Origin of the sequence: Wenyingzhuangia marina (assembly GCF_900130035.1) — a bacterium.
Taxonomy (GTDB): Bacteria; Bacteroidota; Bacteroidia; order Flavobacteriales; family Flavobacteriaceae; genus Wenyingzhuangia; species Wenyingzhuangia marina.
Genome location: NZ_FQXQ01000005.1, coordinates 15072 through 32030 on the forward strand (window position 1 = coordinate 15072; position 16959 = coordinate 32030).

Below are 16959 nucleotides of genomic sequence, written 5' to 3' on the forward strand. Positions count from 1 at the left end.
AATAATGAAAGTATCAATTATTACTATAGTATATAACAATGTTAATTGTATTGAAAGCTGTATACAATCAGTATTAAATCAAACATATCCAAACGTAGAACACATCATTATTGATGGAGGTTCAAATGATGGAACTCAAAAAGTGATAGAACCGTATATTCCTAAATTGGGTTGCTATCTTTCAGAAAAAGACAAAGGGTTATACAATGCACTAAACAAAGGAATTAAAGCAGCTACAGGAGACGTGATAGGGATTTTGCACTCAGATGATTTGTTTTATAATGAAAACTGTATACAGGAAGTAGTAAATAGTTTTAAAATCTCTAGTGCTGACGTGCTGTACGGAAATGGAATGTATGTAGAGAGAGACAATATAGAGTCGGTAAAAAGAATTTACAAAGCCAAACCTTATAAAAAAAGATATTTAAACTTTGGATGGATTCCTTTGCATACAACTATTTATGTAAAAAAAGAAGTGTTTGATGATTATGGATTATATGATGAGTCTTATAGAATAGCTAGCGACTATGAAGTCTCTTTAAGGTGGTTCCAGAATGATGCTTTAAAAAAACATCATGTAAACAAGTGGCTAGTAAAAATGAGATTAGGCGGGAAAAGCACTACACCTAAATTACAAAAGTTAAAGTCTACGGAAGATTTAAATATCATTAGGAAGAAAAGTTTATGGGGGGAGTTTACTTTGATTTGTAAAATTGCACGAAAAATACCACAATATATCTTGCCAAAATTTAAAACGTATCGTTAGTTTTTTTGTGTAAACCTTAAGAGGTTAATGAAAGTGAATTTAGAAATATAGCATAGAGAATAATGTCTTGTTATATCAAAAAAAAGAGAAATGACTAGTGTTTAGCCCTGTTTAAGTAAATTGAGATATAGACCTATAGAGAGCCTAAGGCATCAAAATTTTAAAATAAAATAGCCAATATCAATTATTAAGCTTCTTTAATAATATTTTAATCCAAAACATAAAAGCGGTTTTAACAAATCATTACTAACATATGTCATAAAATATTTATAAGTTTGTTGATTAAATTATGTTAAAAAAACAAATTCTATTCACAAGAATGATTTAGTTTGATTAATTTTACTTAAAAAAGCGATGTTCCAAGAAAAGAATAAAAACATATCCATTCTCTCTTTATCAGTAGACTTATTACTCTTATTGATTTCTTTTTTTATAGCCAAACAAACCATTTTTAGTTGGGAAATGTCAGACAAGTTTTTGTATAATGGGTTAATTCTAGCATGGTTAATTATATGGACAGTCATAGGATTAAAACTGGGTTTGTATGACATTCCTAGAATCATTCAAATGCACAAGATTTTTACAAAAAATATTAAATCCATTTTGGTGTTTGGTTTTATATGTACAGGATTGATTTTTTTTGGAACAAACTATAAGTTTTCAAGAAGTTTTGTATTGATAACACTAGGAGTGTTTTTAGTTCTAATTACAATTTGGAGGATGGCTTTAGTCTCTTGGTTAAAATACACCAGAAGAAGAGGGAACAAAGAAAGCAGAATTGTCATTGTGGGGATGAACAAAAATGTAACCAACCTAATTAAAAAAATATATGTAAATCCCAACTTCGGTTTTAATATTTTGGGAGTCTTTACAGATGCCAAAATTACAGAGGAAATACAAGATTATTATAAAGGAAGTTTAAATGAAGTCATTTGTTTTTTTAAAGATAACGACATTGATGAAATTATAATTTCCCTGCCTTATTCTCAAAGTAAGTTAATTAATGATTTGTTTCAATACGCAGACAATAATATGATCAGAGTAAGGGTCATTCCTGAGTTTTCAGAATACTTATCTCAAGTATTTACTATTGACTATGTACAAAATGTACCAGTCATGAAATTAAGAAAAGAACCTTTACAAAGTTTATCAAACAGGTTTATCAAGAGAATTTTTGATTTGGTGTTTTCATTAGGAGTCATTATTTTAATTTTTTCATGGTTATTTCCAATCATTGCCATTATTATAAAAGCAACAAGCAAAGGACCTGTATTCTTTTCACAACTAAGAACAGGGAAAGATGGTAAATCTTTTAAATGTTTAAAGTTTAGAAGCATGGAGGTGAATGAAGAGTCAGATGCTAAACAAGCAACCAAAGATGACAAAAGGATCACACCCTTTGGTGCTTTCATGCGTAAAACCAGTATTGATGAATTGCCGCAAATTATCAATGTATTGTTAAACAATATGTCTCTAGTAGGGCCAAGACCCCATATGTTAAAGCATACTGAGGAATACAGAGTATTGGTAGATAAATTTATGGTGCGTCATTTTGCAAAACCAGGGGTAACAGGTTGGGCACAAATCAATGGGTTTAGGGGGGGAACCAAGTTTGTAAAAGACATGGCAAACAGAGCAGAAGCAGATATTTGGTATATAGAAAACTGGAGTTTCCTTTTAGATGTTAAAATTATTTACATTACGGCTTGGTCTATGTTCTTTAAAAAAGACGAAAATGCTTTTTAGCAACAAACGTTTTTGTAAAGAGAGGAGTCTATAAACAATAATCATCCATTGATGCCTAATAAAATAAGGAATCAAGAACAATATGTACATCATCACTTTCTTAATACTAAGTCTAGTATCAATAGTTTATTTAAAATTAGCAGACAAATTAAATATCATTGACAAACCCAACCAAAGAAGTTCTCATACGGTTCCTACCATTAGAGGTGGAGGAATTTTATTTGTTGTTGCTTTTTTTTTATATCAAATAACCACAGGGTTTACAGATACTTATTTGTCAATAGCGGTCTTATTAATAGCTACAGTAAGTTTTATAGACGACATGGTTACGCTAAGTGCTAAAATTAGGTTTCCTTTTCAGATGGTAACAGTAACTTTAGTAATTTATCAAATAGGCCTTTTTAATTTACCCATTTGGATTCCTTTAATAACTATTTTTTTAGGAACAGCTTTTATTAATTTTTTCAATTTCATGGATGGAATTAATGGAATTACTGGCTTGTATAGCATAGCGGTGTTGATAGGAATATACATAGTAAATTTTAACAATCCCATAATAAGCAATAAGCTAATCGTATATGAATTATTGGCTTTGGTTGTTTTTGGATGTTATAATTTTAGAAAAAAAGCACGTTTTTTTGCGGGAGACATTGGGAGTATCTCAATGGCTTTAATTTTAGCGTACATGCTCATTACCTTGTTTTATAAATTTGAATCTCCAATTTATATTTTATTATTTGTAGTTTATGGTGCAGATGCAACCATAACAGTATTCTATAGAGCAATGATCAAAGAAAACATAACGGAGGCACACAGACACCATATATATCAAAAATTAGTAGATAGAACTCTGTTAACACATCTTCAGGTAGCAGCATTATATAGTGTGTTACAATTAATAATGGTGGCATTCGTTTGGTTAATCTTACCTTATCCAATTGAAATACATTACATATTTACAGGAATTGTGATGTTGTTTATGATGATTTTGTATGTTTTCATCTATACCAAAATGGAAAAAAAATCATAAAAGTAAATTAACAACGATCAACCATCGCCTCCTAACACCTAATTCCCCTCGAATATCGGTTATCGCCCTCGTCTCCTGGCATAATAAATAGCTCCGTAATATTTGCAGAGAACTCTCTTAAAAATTTTAGGCTGTTTGAGTGTTGATAAAATTGTTATAGTGAAAATAATGTAACCACGAGTTCCTAAAATTTAAGAGAGGAACAAAAAATATAGGATGAATTTATGTAGCCTAGATTTTTTTGGTTCGTTTTTTCATCAATGGAAAAAATGAACGTAATTGTTGAAATAAAAAGAGGAGTTAGAAGTGAATAGAAAATTAAACCCTGAATCCATTCCTTTCTCGTCCTGTGGAACTGGTTTCAGCATCTCATTCCTCACAACCCAATCTTCACACTTCGACAACAGAAAAAAAGCAACCATTCATTCCTCACTCCCAACACATAATTCCCCTAGAACATCGGTCATCGCCCTCGTCTCCTGGCATAATAAATAGCTCCGTAATATTTGCAGAGAACTCTCTTAAAAATTTTAGGCTGTTTGAGTGTTGATAAAATTGTTATAGTGAAAATAATGTAACCACGAGTTCCTAAAATTTAAGAGAGGAACAAAAAATATAGGATGAATTTATGTAGCCTAGATTTTTTTGGTTCGTTTTTTCATCAATGGAAAAAATGAACGTAATTGTTGAAATAAAAAGAGGAGTTAGAAGTGAATAGAAAATTAAACCCTGAATCCATTCCTTTCTCGTCCTGCGGAACTGGTTTCAGGATCTTATGCTCCATAACCCAATCTTCACACTTCACCAACAGAAAACAAGTAACCATTCAGGAATCGTTACACAAGTTTAGTGCATAAAAAACACAATTAAATCACAAAAAAAGAACAATTCTTGTGTTTTAAAAAGATATATAGAACTTGGTAGGATTATTTTTCAATTTTTTGTGTATACAAAGGATGAAATCATAAAAAAAGTATAGTATTTTGCGTTTCTGTAGAAATGAGTTTTCAGAACATAAAAAATCAATATTGAATAGCGAAAATGATCAATAAAAAAGTCTTTCAATTAGTAGAGAATGTCAGTGCTTTGTTTTCTTTAAAAGTGATTGATTTAGGATTAAGCTTATGGCTAATTCCTTATTTAATATTAAAAATAGGTTTGCATAACTATGGTGTTTATGCTTTAGCAATGTCTTTGATCTTGTTTTTTGTGAATATTTTAAATTACGGGTTCAATTTATCAACGGTAAGAGAGTTGGCTAGACACAAGAATGATAATATAAAAGTAAATCTTATTTTTAATGAAGTCTTTTCTGTAAAACTTTTTTTATTTGCGTTGTTGTTTCTGTTGTTCATAGGAGTTAGCTTTATAATTCCTAAATTTTCGGAACATTTTCATTTGTATTTTTTTGCTTCTTTAATCTTGTTAGGAGATTTGTTTTCTTTAAGGTGGTTTTTTATGGGCATAGAAAAAATGAAATTTATGACCTTAATTCACTTATGCTCAACCGGAATATTTACAATTTTGGTGTTAATATGTATAACCCTACCTTCAGACTACGTAACAATTCCTTTGTATGAAGCTATTGGTTTGTTAATTAGTGCTGTTTTTTCTTTTATATGGGTGTTGAAAAAATACAAAATTCAAATAAAATTAATTTCTTTTACAGCGGTCTTGAATTATCTTAAAATACATTTTAATTCCTTTGTAAACTTATTGTTGCCATCAACTTCAGGGACACTTATAGTTTTGTTGTCGGGGATGTTAGTAGGGCCTTCTTTTGTAGGTTTAACACAAATAGGGGTCAAATTTACAGCTGCTTTTACAACGCTGAACACCATTTTGACCAGTGCTTTTTATCCTTTGATAAATAGAAATAAAGAAATAGAAGTAACAACAAGAAAAATATTAAATAGCTTAGGCTTCTTAGTTAGTATATCCATGTTTTTATTAGGGGAATTTTTAACAAAAACATGGTTGAATTTTGAATCAGAAGCCATGATGCAAAACATGGTGATGATTGTAAAGATATTGAGTCCTATCCCTTTTTTAGCAGCATTGGTTTCTAGTTATGGAATCAATGGTTTGTTAACGCAATATAAAGACAAATTATTCGGAAGAATAACATTGATCTCTACCTCTGTTATGTTGATAACTGCAATTGTATTAGTACCCTTGTACCCAATAATTGGGGCAGCAGTTTCATTTTTATCAGCAAGAATTGTATATAGTGGTTTATCGTATTATTATTTAAAAGCGAATAGGTAATTGATGAATATTTTAGCGTTAGGAATTTGTGTGGGATTATTTGGATATATAGGATATTTGTTAAAACAACAGATGGGGCTTACAAGCAGCGTAAAGCTTAAATCATTTTTGGTACTTTTTACATTTGTACATTTTTCAATATCCTTAGTATTCGCATCTTATCTAGATAGCTTTTCAAACATTAATGATCCCAAAGATTTTTTTACGATGGCTACAGATAGCAATTCATGGTTACCATTAATAGGCTTAGGTCATGATTTTATAGCTTTCCTAATTTATCCTTTGGTAAAAGCTGGAGTGGGAATTGAGGTCTTATTTTTAATCTTCTCAACCATTAGTTATGTAGCTTTTTTTAAATATTTCAAATTAATTGGCGTTAAAACTTTAGAAAAAACATCAGTATTGTATTTGTTGTTTTATTTAATCCCAACCATTCATGTGTGGACTGCTTTTTTAGGAAAAGAACCCTTATTGATGTGGTTAATGGTTGTGTTACTAGAAATAATAAAAAACAAAAAGAGCTATACTTTAGGAGTCTTGGTGTTAGGATTTATATTTTTAATAAGACCTCATGTTTGTTTGGTGTTAATATTCGTTTTGTTTATTTTAAAATTAGGGGATCCCAAAATATCCAAAAAATATAAAATTAAAATAATCATTGCATTCACAATATTAATTGTTGCTGGTGCAATCCTGTTCATGAAATTCTTTTTAGGTATTGAGTCCTTGAACGTGGAGAGCATCTCAAATTATGTGCAAGAGTTTAAGAATCAAACAACAAATAAAGGTGGGAGTGCCATTAGCATTGAAGATACAAATTTGGGAACAAGAATTTTATATCTTTTATGGATGCCTTTACCTTATTTGTATAAGATAAAAACATCTTTACAAGCATTGGTAGCTTTAGAAAATATATATTATGTTGGGATTATGTTGTGTATAGGTTTTGTGTGTGTCAAAAATAAATTAAAAATGACAATCGAAAAAGAAGTGCAATTTGCCCTCATGGCAGCAGTAGCTTTGATGTTATTATTTGCTTCATATTTGTATAATTTAGGCTTAGGAAACAGAATGAAAATAATGTTTTTACCTTACTTCTTTTATGCATGGATACAAATGAATAAAAGACTTTTTGATAAGACAAAGGGATATGAAAAGAGATAAAGTACTATTAATGGTCATCAATGTAGATTGGCTTTTTTTACTCCATAGATTAGAAATAGCCAAAGAGGCATTAAATAGAGACTGGAGGGTGGTCATTGCTGCAAAAGGTACTGGGAAAGAACATGAAATAAAAGAGCAGGGTTTTGAATTTGTAAATATTGACATCACCCGATCTGGAACTAGTATGGTCAAAGAATTTAAGACCTTTTTTAAATTATATTTTTTATACAGAAAATTACAACCAGAGGTAGTGTATCAAGTAACCATGAAGCCTGTTATTTACGGAACACTTGTGTCAAAGTTTTTAGGAATAAGTACCCTGAATTCAATAAGTGGATTAGGATATAATTTCACCAATGAACGCAAAGGAAGGGTGCAAAACATCATGATAAAAATGATGCGTTATGGGTTTAATAAAAAGAAAAACAGTTTGGTTTTCGAAAATGAAGAGGACTGTCAAGAACTGAGAAATCTTAACATAATTAATATTCAAAACACAGTAAATGTGATCAAAGGAATTGGTGTAAACTTAAACAAATTTAGACCTATAGAGCAACAGCCATCAGATAAGGTAAGAATATTATTGCCTACACGAATGCTTTGGGACAAAGGGGTGAGAGAGTTTGTGGAAGCTGCAATTTTGTTGAAAAAAAAGTATAAAGAAAAGGCAATATTTGTTTTGTGTGGTCGTTTAGATACAGAAAATAAAGAAGCGGTTCCTAAAGAATATCTTGATAAAAATACAATAGAGGGCTATTTAGAGTGGATTGGAAATCAGGAAGATATGGTTACACAGTATAAGAATTCAGATGTTGTAGTTTTGCCATCATATAGAGAAGGTTTACCTGTAGTATTGATGGAGGCATGTGCCATGGGTAAACCTATTGTAACAACCAATGCTGTTGGATGTAAAGAGTGCGTAGAGGAGGGAAGGAATGGGTATAAAGTTCCTGTGAAATCTGTGTTACAATTGGCTGAGGCCATAGAGAAATTAATAAAGAGTCCAGAAGAAAGAATAAGAATGGGACAGGCTTCAAGACAAAAAGCAGAAAAGGAATTTGATAAAACGGTGGTGGTAAAAAAGCATGTAAATTTATGTGAAGAGCTATTAAAGTAGTGTAAGGCTAATAACATGATTATTAATAATAAATGTAATCACAAATGATGTTTAATCTGTAATTATACAGAGAAACAAAAATTGAAAATAGGATGGAAATCATATATTTGCAGCTGTGAAAAAGTATATAATAGACAAAATTAGTAACAACATTCCTAGGTATCTAGTATTGTTAATAGATTTATTGATTGTAACAATCAATTTTATTCTAACTTATTTTATTTTAGAAAATTTTTCGAGGGAGATAGATTATATAAAACTATTGATTCAATTACCATATACAGTTGTCATCGCTTTAGTTTCTTTTTTAATCGTAGGTTCCTATAAAGGGGTAATTAGATACACAGGATTAAGAGATACCATTAGTCTTTACATAAGTATCACTTTAATGAGTATTTTATTTGTATTCATAAATTATGCTAGTGAAACGTTAAATATATCCTCTCTATATAGATTACCCTTTTCGTATATCATTGTTTTGTTCTTGCTAAACGTAATGTTACTGGTAACAAGTAGGTTTTTATTCAAGTTTGTATATAAAACTTTGATAAAAAATCCATTGAATACAATAAATGTTATGATTTTTGGAGCAGGGGAGTTAGGAACAATCGTCTATTCTACCTTAGAAAAAGAAAATGTACAACGAAATAAGGTTCGTTGTTTTATTGATGATGACCCTAGAAAGAAAGGGAAAAGAATTGATAGAATTAATATATATGGTTTAGAAAAAATTGATGAATATTTTGTGAATTCAAGGGGGATAGAAGAAGTAATCATTGCGACAGATAAAATTTCTCAAAAAAGATTGTTAGAGGTCTCTGATAAATTTTTAACACTAGGTGTAAAAGTTAAAATTGTACCTCCAGTAGTCAATTGGGTAGAGGGAGATTTAAGTGTAAATCAAATAAAAGAAATCAATATTGAAGATTTATTAAACAGAACTCCTATAAATATAAAAAATACTTTAATAGAAACAGAAGTGAGTCAAAAAGTGATTTTGATAACAGGAGCTGCGGGTTCTATAGGTGCTGGAATTGTTGAACAATTAGCCAATTATAATTGTGAAAAAATGATACTAATAGACCAAGCGGAGTCTTCATTATATGATTTGCAGCAAAAATTAAAAAGAAATAAAAAAGGAAACATTGTCTGTTATGTGGCTGATGTTAGAGATGTGAACATGATGGAAATGATTTTCCAAAGGCATAAACCTAATTTGATTTTTCATGCAGCTGCTTATAAACATGTGCCTTTGATGGAAGAAAACCCTTATGAGGCAGTAAAAGTGAATGTTGTTGGGACAAAAATCATAGCAGATTTATCTTGTAAATTTAACATAGATAAGTTTGTGATGATCTCTTCCGACAAAGCAGTTAACCCTACAAGTGTAATGGGAGCAACTAAAAGAGTGGCTGAATTGTACGTAGGAACTAAAAACAAAAGAACTAAGGGAACAAAGTTTATAACCACTAGATTTGGAAATGTACTAGGGTCTAATGGGTCTGTAATTCCATTGTTCAAAAAACAGATAGCAGAAGGAGGACCAATTACCTTAACACATCCTGAAATCACAAGGTATTTCATGACCATTCCAGAAGCCTGTCAGTTAGTCATTGAAGCCGGAGCGATGGGAGTAGGAGGGGAAATTTTTATTTTTGACATGGGGAAATCTGTCAAAATCATAGATTTGGCAAAAAGAATGATAAAATTATCAGGATTACATTATCCAAATGATATTGATATCAAAATTACGGGATTGCGACCAGGGGAAAAATTATATGAAGAATTGTTAAATGATGGTGAAAATGCTTTGCCAACACATCATCAAAAAATAATGATTAACAAATCTGAAGTTTTTAATGTGCAAGAGAAAGTAAATTTAATAAAACAATTAATTCAAATCAATCACCCAGAAAATAATATACAAATTGTAGAAAAAATGAAAGAAATTGTACCCGAATTTATTTCTAATAATTCTATCTTTGAAAATCTTGATAAATAACAATATGAAAGGATTAAAAATAATTATTATATCTCTACTGGCATTAGGAACACTGTCATGTGCCTCTAGGAAAGACATCATTTATCTTCAGGATGTAAAGGATAAAACAGCACAGAGTGACGTGCTAGAAATAGATAGTGTATATTTTAAGGCACCAACAATCAAGCCTGATGATCGTTTAACAATCAATATTTCTTCTATCAATCCAGAAGCGGCAAGACCTTTTAATTTATATTTATCAGCGTTCAATACAGGAGGAATAAGTGCTACTGGGCAGCAACAACAACAATCGTATTTGGTAGACGCAGACGGATATATTAGTTTTCCTCAGTTAGGAGATTTAAAAGTAATAGGTTTTACAAGAGTGCAATTAGAAAAACACTTAGAAAAGAAAATAAAACCTTTTTTACCGGATGTAAAAGCCAATGTACAATTGGTGAATTTTAGGGTTTCTATTTTAGGAGAGGTAAAAACTCCGGGAGAATATAGTATCAATAGAGATAAAATATCGGTATTACAAGCCTTAGCTATGGCGGGAGATTTAACCATTCATGGAAAACGTGAAGATATTAAATTGATCAGAGAGAACAAAGGGAAGCTAACTTATTATAACATAGATTTAAGATCTAAGGATATTGTGACTGCTCCTTTTTTTTACTTACAACAAAACGATGTGATCTACGTGGCTCCTAACAAACCTCAAGTAAATGCTTCAGCAAGTTCACCCACAGCTTCTTATATCATATCAGCAACAGGTTTATTAATCACAATTATTTCTATTTTAACGAGATAAATCATGGAAAACAATCTACAGAACAACTTTAGAAATGAAAATGATAGCATAGATATAAGGTCAGAAATTGAAAAATACCTAATCCATTGGAAATGGTTTTTATTATCTACCGTTATATGTCTAGGAATTGCGGTTTTTTATGCCAAATCAAAAGTAAATGTATATCAGTCAAATGCTTCTGTTTTAATCAAGGAAGAAGGGGGAGCTGCCTCTGAACTATCGGCATTCCAAGACTTATCAGCTTTGGGCTTAGGAGGAAAGAACAATGTGACAGATGAAATAGAGATCATCAAATCAAGAACCTTAGCTGAAGCCTATGTAAGGGAACTTGATTTGAATGTATCTTTATTTCAACAACAAGGATTAAAGAAAGTAGAGATATTTAAGAACATACCCATAAAACCTCAAGTATTATCTAACAAAGAATCTTTTTACCAATTAGACACCGTTATAGATATTACAATTATAAACAAAGAACAGTTTAAATATCAAATTGAGGGAACAGATGAAGAAAACACGGCAAGATTTGGGCAGAAATTAAAGATTGGAAACTATGAATTTTTATTAACGCCAAATTTTGAAAAATTTAATGAAGAAGCAAATAATAGTTATGAATTGGTATTTAAAAGTTTAGATGAAACCATTGAGAAATTCAAAAAAGAAGTATCGATGTCGGAAGTTGATGATGCTAATATCATCAATATAAGTTTGCAGTATCCCGTAAAAGCAAAAGCAGAATTGATTCTAAATACTTTGATTGACTTGTATAATCAAATGTCTATAGAAGACAAAAACCAAGTGGGGAAAAAAACAGACGCTTTTATTGAGGAACGTTTAGAAGGAATCAAAAAAGAATTAGATCAAGTAGATCGTATAGAAGAGGCTTATAAAAAGGACAAACAGATCACAGACATTAAAGAGCAAGGAAAGTTATTTGTGGAGGAGAAATCGTTAAATGAACAGGTCTTGTTTCAAAAATCAACGCAGTTGAGTGTCGTTGAATTTATGATTGAGAACATTCAAAAACAAAAAGAAGATTTTGATTTATTACCATCAAGTATTGGTATAGAGGATAATTTGCAGTTAAGTGCCTCCGTGGCAAATTTTAATCAATTATTATTGGAACGAAATAGACTGTTAAGAACATCGTCCTCAGCCAATCCAGTGGTGCAAAATTTAAACATTGAATTGAGTAACTTAAGAGAGAATATTAAGTTTTCATTAATCAATAGCAAACAGCAATTAAAAATAGCTATCAATTCTTTAAAAGAAAAAGAGAGTCAATATGATGGTAAAATTTCTTCAATGCCGCAGCAAGTTCGTGAATACCGTGTCATTTTAAGAAGACAAGAAATCATAGCTCAATTATATTCTTATTTACTTCAAAAGAAGGAAGAAAATAAAATTTCCTTAGCAGTTACTGTATCCAATGCAAAAATCATTGACAGGGCCTATAGTAATAAAAAACCAGTGGCTCCTAAAAAACCTATAATTGCTTTAGCAGGATTAATCATAGGATTAATCATTCCTTTTGCAATCATTTATATTAGAGAGTTATTAGATACTAAATTCCATTCAAGAGAGGATATAGAAAAGCATGTGTCTATTCCAATTTTAGGAGACATTCCTTTTGATAAATCAGAAGAAAAAGTAATCATCAAACAAGGAAGTAGGAGTAGTTCGGCCGAGGCTTTTAGATTATTGAGAACGAATTTAGATTTTATTTTGTCTGGAGTAACTGAAAAATCAAAAGTGATCTTTGTAACTTCTACAGTGTCAGGAGAAGGAAAAACATTTGTGTCTGTAAATACGGCTTCTTCCTTAGCCTTAACAGGAAAAAAAGTATTATTAGTTGGATTGGATTTAAGAGCTCCTAAGATTACGCAATATTTAGGACTACCTAACAGAAGTGGCGTAAGTAATTATTTAATTGGTCAGGAAGAGAAAATTACAGATGTAGTATTCTCTTTACAAGAGGTTGATAATTTAGATGTATTGAGTTCGGGTGTAGTGCCACCAAACCCAGCAGAATTGTTGTTAAATACTAGACTACAAACAATGTTCGAAGAATTAAAAGAGATTTACGACTATATTGTAGTAGATACGGCTCCTGTTAATTTGGTGACGGATACTTTAATGATTAGTAAATATGCAGATATGTTTGTATATGTAGCAAGAGCAAATTATTTAGACAAACGTTTGTTGGAAGTACCTCAAAAATTATATCAAGAAAAACGTTTACCAAATATTTCTATTTTAATAAACGCCATGAGTCATGAAAGATCTTATGGATATGGAGGATATTATACCTATGGTGGTTATGGCTATGGAGAAGAGGACAACGTAAAACAGAATTTTTTCAAAAAAATATTTAAACGATAGTTAACAAAGTGTTTAGAATTAATTTTCTAAACACTTTTTGTATAAAGACAACAAATTGAGAGCAATGAAAAAGATATGTATAGGTTTGTTAATAGTTCCTTTTTTGCTGAATGCCCAAGAGATTCATAAATCTTATTTTCCTAGAACATTAAATTTAGCAGGCAATGTCATCAAAACATCTTTCAAAACCATTCCATCTGATTTTGTGTACATGGGAAAAAATGTATCAGAAGATTGGAAAAAAACGGCCTTATATACTGGCATTGTTGGAGCTTTAGTATTAGTAGACAAGCCTGTGACTCAGTTTTATCAAGAAGAAATTGAAACGAGAATAGACTATACTATTCCAAGATTTAGTAATATAGACTTCCCCTGGTTAGAAGGAAATGATGCCTATATGTTTTATGCCATGGCAGGAACATATGTAGGGTCTTTTTTTGGAGGGTATGAAAAAGGACAATATGCTGCTATTAATGGATTCAAAGCTTTAGGCTACTCTATTTTAGTATCTCAAGTTATCTTAAAAACAATATTTGGAAGAGCAAGACCTTATAATAGTTTAAAAGATAAAAACGCTGATTTTGATTCAGCAACAGATAATCCTTTTGATTTTTTTAATAGTAGGAATGGAGATCATATATATGGAAATTTCTCAGGCACATCACTTCCATCTTTACATGCGACCGCCTTTTTTGCCATGGCAAAAGTATTCCAAATGGAATTTGACAATTATTGGATTCCTTATGGATTCATGACTGCTGTTTTTTTAGCTGAAATAAAAGAACATAGGCACTGGGTATCTGATATGGTAGCAGGTGGAATCATCGGGACAGTTATTGGGAGATCTATCGTAAGGAGTAGTTGGAGAGCTAGAGGAATACTACCGAACAAAGAAAAAGAAATATCGTTTCAGTGGATGCCATCTATTTCATCTCGATACAATGGCTTAACGCTAGTAGCAACTTTTTAACAGCTATCCATTTTCCTAATTTGTAATTCTAAACAATTAACAACATTCATTTTGAAGACGTTTAAGTATCTCAATTTTGAATTTTAAACGTTTAATCTTGAACATCGACTGTTGAGTGACATTCACTGATTTTGTCGAAATCTATTCGAGCTTGGTCATCGAGCGAAGTCGAGATGCACTATCTATACAAATAACAAACAAGTTTTTAAAACGATAGATCTAAGAAATAAGCATGTAGTCATAGAATTGTGTAGCAGGACGGAGCGTTAAAAAAGAATCTAGTAGATTCTTTTAGCGAACGAGCCAGACGGCGGGTTGGAAGATAATAATACGTGAATTGTTACGTAGTAATTTCATAAGATTGATCTTGATTTTTTGATTCGTTTTGTACTTGTGCTGAGCTAGTCGAAGTATCAAGCAAAAATGAATAAAGAAAACATAAATGCATAAATTTTATAATAGTCACAGAACTTATCAGGTAGAGTTTTGGAGTATATCAAAGACGGTTACTGAACTTGTCGAAGTACCAAATAATATCCCAGCTTATATAGATAAAAAACATATGCTATTTGTTTGATTTTAAGTGATTTATTTTTACACTAAAAAAAATGAAATTTTTTATTAAAAAAATGTTTGGTGAATTGTAAAAACCAACTATATTTGCACCCGCAACGCCGATATAGCTCAGCTGGCTAGAGCAGCTGATTTGTAATCAGCAGGTCGTAGGTTCGAGTCCTATTATCGGCTCCAAAGAGACAACTTTCGTTGTCTCTTTTTTTGCTCATATGAGTACTTCCTTTCTTGTAGAGTTTTAGATATATAAATTGTCACTTCGAGTAATTTTTGAGGAACGAAAAAATGTATCGAGAAGTGTCAGGCATAACAAAGCTTAAAAGGTTAACATGGCTTTTCTTAGCTGTATAGCTAAACCATTTTGATTTATAGAAGACTGACGATTAAGTTTTTTATACAAGGTTCACTGAATATGTCTCAGCATCTCAACCTTAGATTTTGAACCTTGAATTCCGAACATAGACCATCGAGCGGCTGTCACAGAGCTTGTCAAAGTCTATTCGAGTTTGGTCATCGAGCGGAGTCGAGATGCACTCTCAATACCAATAACAAACAGGTTTTAAACCGATCAATCTAAGAAATAAGTTATGTAGTCATTGAATTGCGAGCAGGACGGAGCGTTAAAAAAGAATCTAGTAGATTCTTTTAGCGAACGAGCCAGACGGCGGGTTGGAAGATAATAATATGTGAATTGTTACGCAGTAATTTCATAAGATTGATCTTGATTTTTGCGTACTTTGTATCAAGACAAAGTATGAGAATTAAAAAAGAATAGTGATTGTTAGTTTATTTAGTAGACAGTTCTTTATTTTTCACTATTCATTATTCATCTCTCACTCTTCACCAATTCTCGCTCCTCGAATATTGAACCTTAGACATTAAATAATGAATTCCGGACATCGACTATCGAGCGGCTGTCACAGAGCTTATCAAAGTCTATTCGAGTTTGGTCATCGAGCGGAGTCGAGATACATTATATAAAAAAAACTTAATTATCTATTTGTAACTCATAATTCCAAAAAATAATCATTGTAGTACTAATCTCATTTTATTATCTCATCAAAAAAATGCGAAGTAAGTCTAGAACTAACAAAAAGCAACTATCAAACTAACACAGTTAAAAAAAATAAAATTAATGTTTGTCAATGTAGATTTAATTTTTACATTTGCCCTATTATATTACAAGTCATGAAATTATTTAACACTAACGGATTTTATTATTTTTTCTTCTTTATGGGGGAAAAGAGACTTTTCGTGTGTTAATTTTATATAAAACTGCATAACTAGAAGTCTCGATTTATCGAGACTTTTTTTTTTGTTAAAAAAAGAAAATGAAAATAGCAATTCAAGGAATAAAAGGGTCATTTCATCACATAGTAGCCGAGAACTATTTTGGAGAAAACATTGAGTTAATAGAATGTATGACCTTTGGAGAAATGCCAAACCTTCTGTTAAATGGAACCGCAGATTTTTTAGTCATGGCTATTGAAAACTCTATCGCTGGAGCAATCATTCCTAATTACACCTTGATTGATGAAAATGATTTGGCAATTGTAGGGGAATATTATTTGGGAATTCATCAAAATTTAATGAGTTTACCAGGTCAAAAAATAGAAGAAATTAAAAAGGTGTATTCTCACCCGATGGCATTATTGCAGTGTAGAAGTTTTTTTAAAGATTATCCACACATCAAGTTGATTGAAGATACAGATACAGCAGAGGTAGCTAGAAGAATTCAAGAGAATCAATTAAAAAAAGTGGGAGCTATAGCGAGTGATAAAGCGGCAGAAATATATGAATTAGAAATGGTTGCAGAGCAAATTCAAACCATCAAAAACAATTATACAAGGTTTGTGATTTTACAAAGGCAAGAATCATTAAACAATCCAGAAGTAACCAAAGCTTCTTTAAAATTTGTATTAAAAGATGAAAGTGGTTCTTTAGGAGAGGTATTGATGTTGTTGGCAAATCACAAAGTCAATTTATCTAAAATACAATCTTTACCTATCATAGAAACGCCTTGGGAATATGCATTTTTTGCAGATTTGGTTTTTGAGGATTACCAAGAGTACAAAAATGCATTGGTGGACATTAGAGGGAAAGTATCGAGTTTAAAAATATTAGGAGAATACAAAAACAACAAGTAAT

The 16959-nt window shown here is 31.1% G+C and carries 11 protein-coding genes and 1 tRNA gene; all 12 read left to right on the forward strand.

The window, feature by feature from the left end:
• Positions 1-4 precede the first annotated feature (4 nt).
• The 12 genes from BUB70_RS11445 (at position 5) to BUB70_RS11500 (ending at position 16958) form a co-directional block, all read left to right on the forward strand.
• Positions 5-766, forward strand: a complete 762-nt coding sequence (locus BUB70_RS11445) for a glycosyltransferase family 2 protein (RefSeq protein ID WP_073121727.1) — start codon at positions 5-7, stop codon at positions 764-766.
• A gap of 354 nt (positions 767-1120) precedes the next feature.
• Positions 1121-2512 carry an undecaprenyl-phosphate glucose phosphotransferase gene (locus BUB70_RS11450; RefSeq protein ID WP_073121729.1) on the forward strand — a complete coding sequence of 464 codons (1392 nt, stop codon included), beginning with the start codon at positions 1121-1123 and terminating at the stop codon, positions 2510-2512.
• A gap of 82 nt (positions 2513-2594) precedes the next feature.
• The gene (locus BUB70_RS11455) at positions 2595-3542 is read left to right on the forward strand and encodes an MraY family glycosyltransferase (RefSeq protein WP_073121731.1); all 948 of its coding nucleotides are present in this window, start codon (positions 2595-2597) and stop codon (positions 3540-3542) included.
• Positions 3543-4583: 1041 nt separating this feature from the next.
• Entirely contained in the window at positions 4584-5810 is a 1227-nt protein-coding gene (locus BUB70_RS11460; RefSeq protein ID WP_073121734.1) for an oligosaccharide flippase family protein, read from the forward strand.
• A 3-nt stretch (positions 5811-5813) separates the two neighbouring features.
• Entirely contained in the window at positions 5814-6974 is a 1161-nt protein-coding gene (locus BUB70_RS11465; protein WP_073121736.1) for a hypothetical protein, read from the forward strand.
• Complete coding sequence (locus BUB70_RS11470; protein ID WP_073121738.1) at positions 6961-8091, forward strand: glycosyltransferase family 4 protein; 1131 nt, start codon at positions 6961-6963, stop codon at positions 8089-8091. The genes BUB70_RS11465 and BUB70_RS11470 overlap by 14 nt, the downstream gene beginning before the upstream one ends.
• A gap of 115 nt (positions 8092-8206) precedes the next feature.
• A complete protein-coding gene (locus BUB70_RS11475; RefSeq protein WP_073121740.1) occupies positions 8207-10093 on the forward strand; it encodes a polysaccharide biosynthesis protein in 1887 nt (628 codons plus the stop codon).
• Positions 10094-10097: 4 nt separating this feature from the next.
• Positions 10098-10886 (forward strand): polysaccharide biosynthesis/export family protein, encoded by a 789-nt coding sequence (locus BUB70_RS11480; RefSeq protein ID WP_073121742.1) that lies wholly within the window; start codon positions 10098-10100, stop codon positions 10884-10886.
• A gap of 3 nt (positions 10887-10889) precedes the next feature.
• Positions 10890-13268, forward strand: coding sequence for a GumC family protein (locus tag BUB70_RS11485; protein ID WP_073121744.1), 2379 nt, complete (start codon positions 10890-10892; stop codon positions 13266-13268).
• Positions 13269-13332: 64 nt separating this feature from the next.
• Positions 13333-14238 carry a phosphatase PAP2 family protein gene (locus tag BUB70_RS11490; RefSeq protein ID WP_073121747.1) on the forward strand — a complete coding sequence of 302 codons (906 nt, stop codon included), beginning with the start codon at positions 13333-13335 and terminating at the stop codon, positions 14236-14238.
• Positions 14239-14911: 673 nt separating this feature from the next.
• Positions 14912-14988 (forward strand) — tRNA-Thr (locus BUB70_RS11495).
• Positions 14989-16142: 1154 nt separating this feature from the next.
• Positions 16143-16958: a prephenate dehydratase gene (locus tag BUB70_RS11500; protein ID WP_073121749.1), complete on the forward strand. Its 816-nt coding sequence runs from the start codon at positions 16143-16145 to the stop codon at positions 16956-16958.
• Position 16959 lies beyond the last annotated feature (1 nt).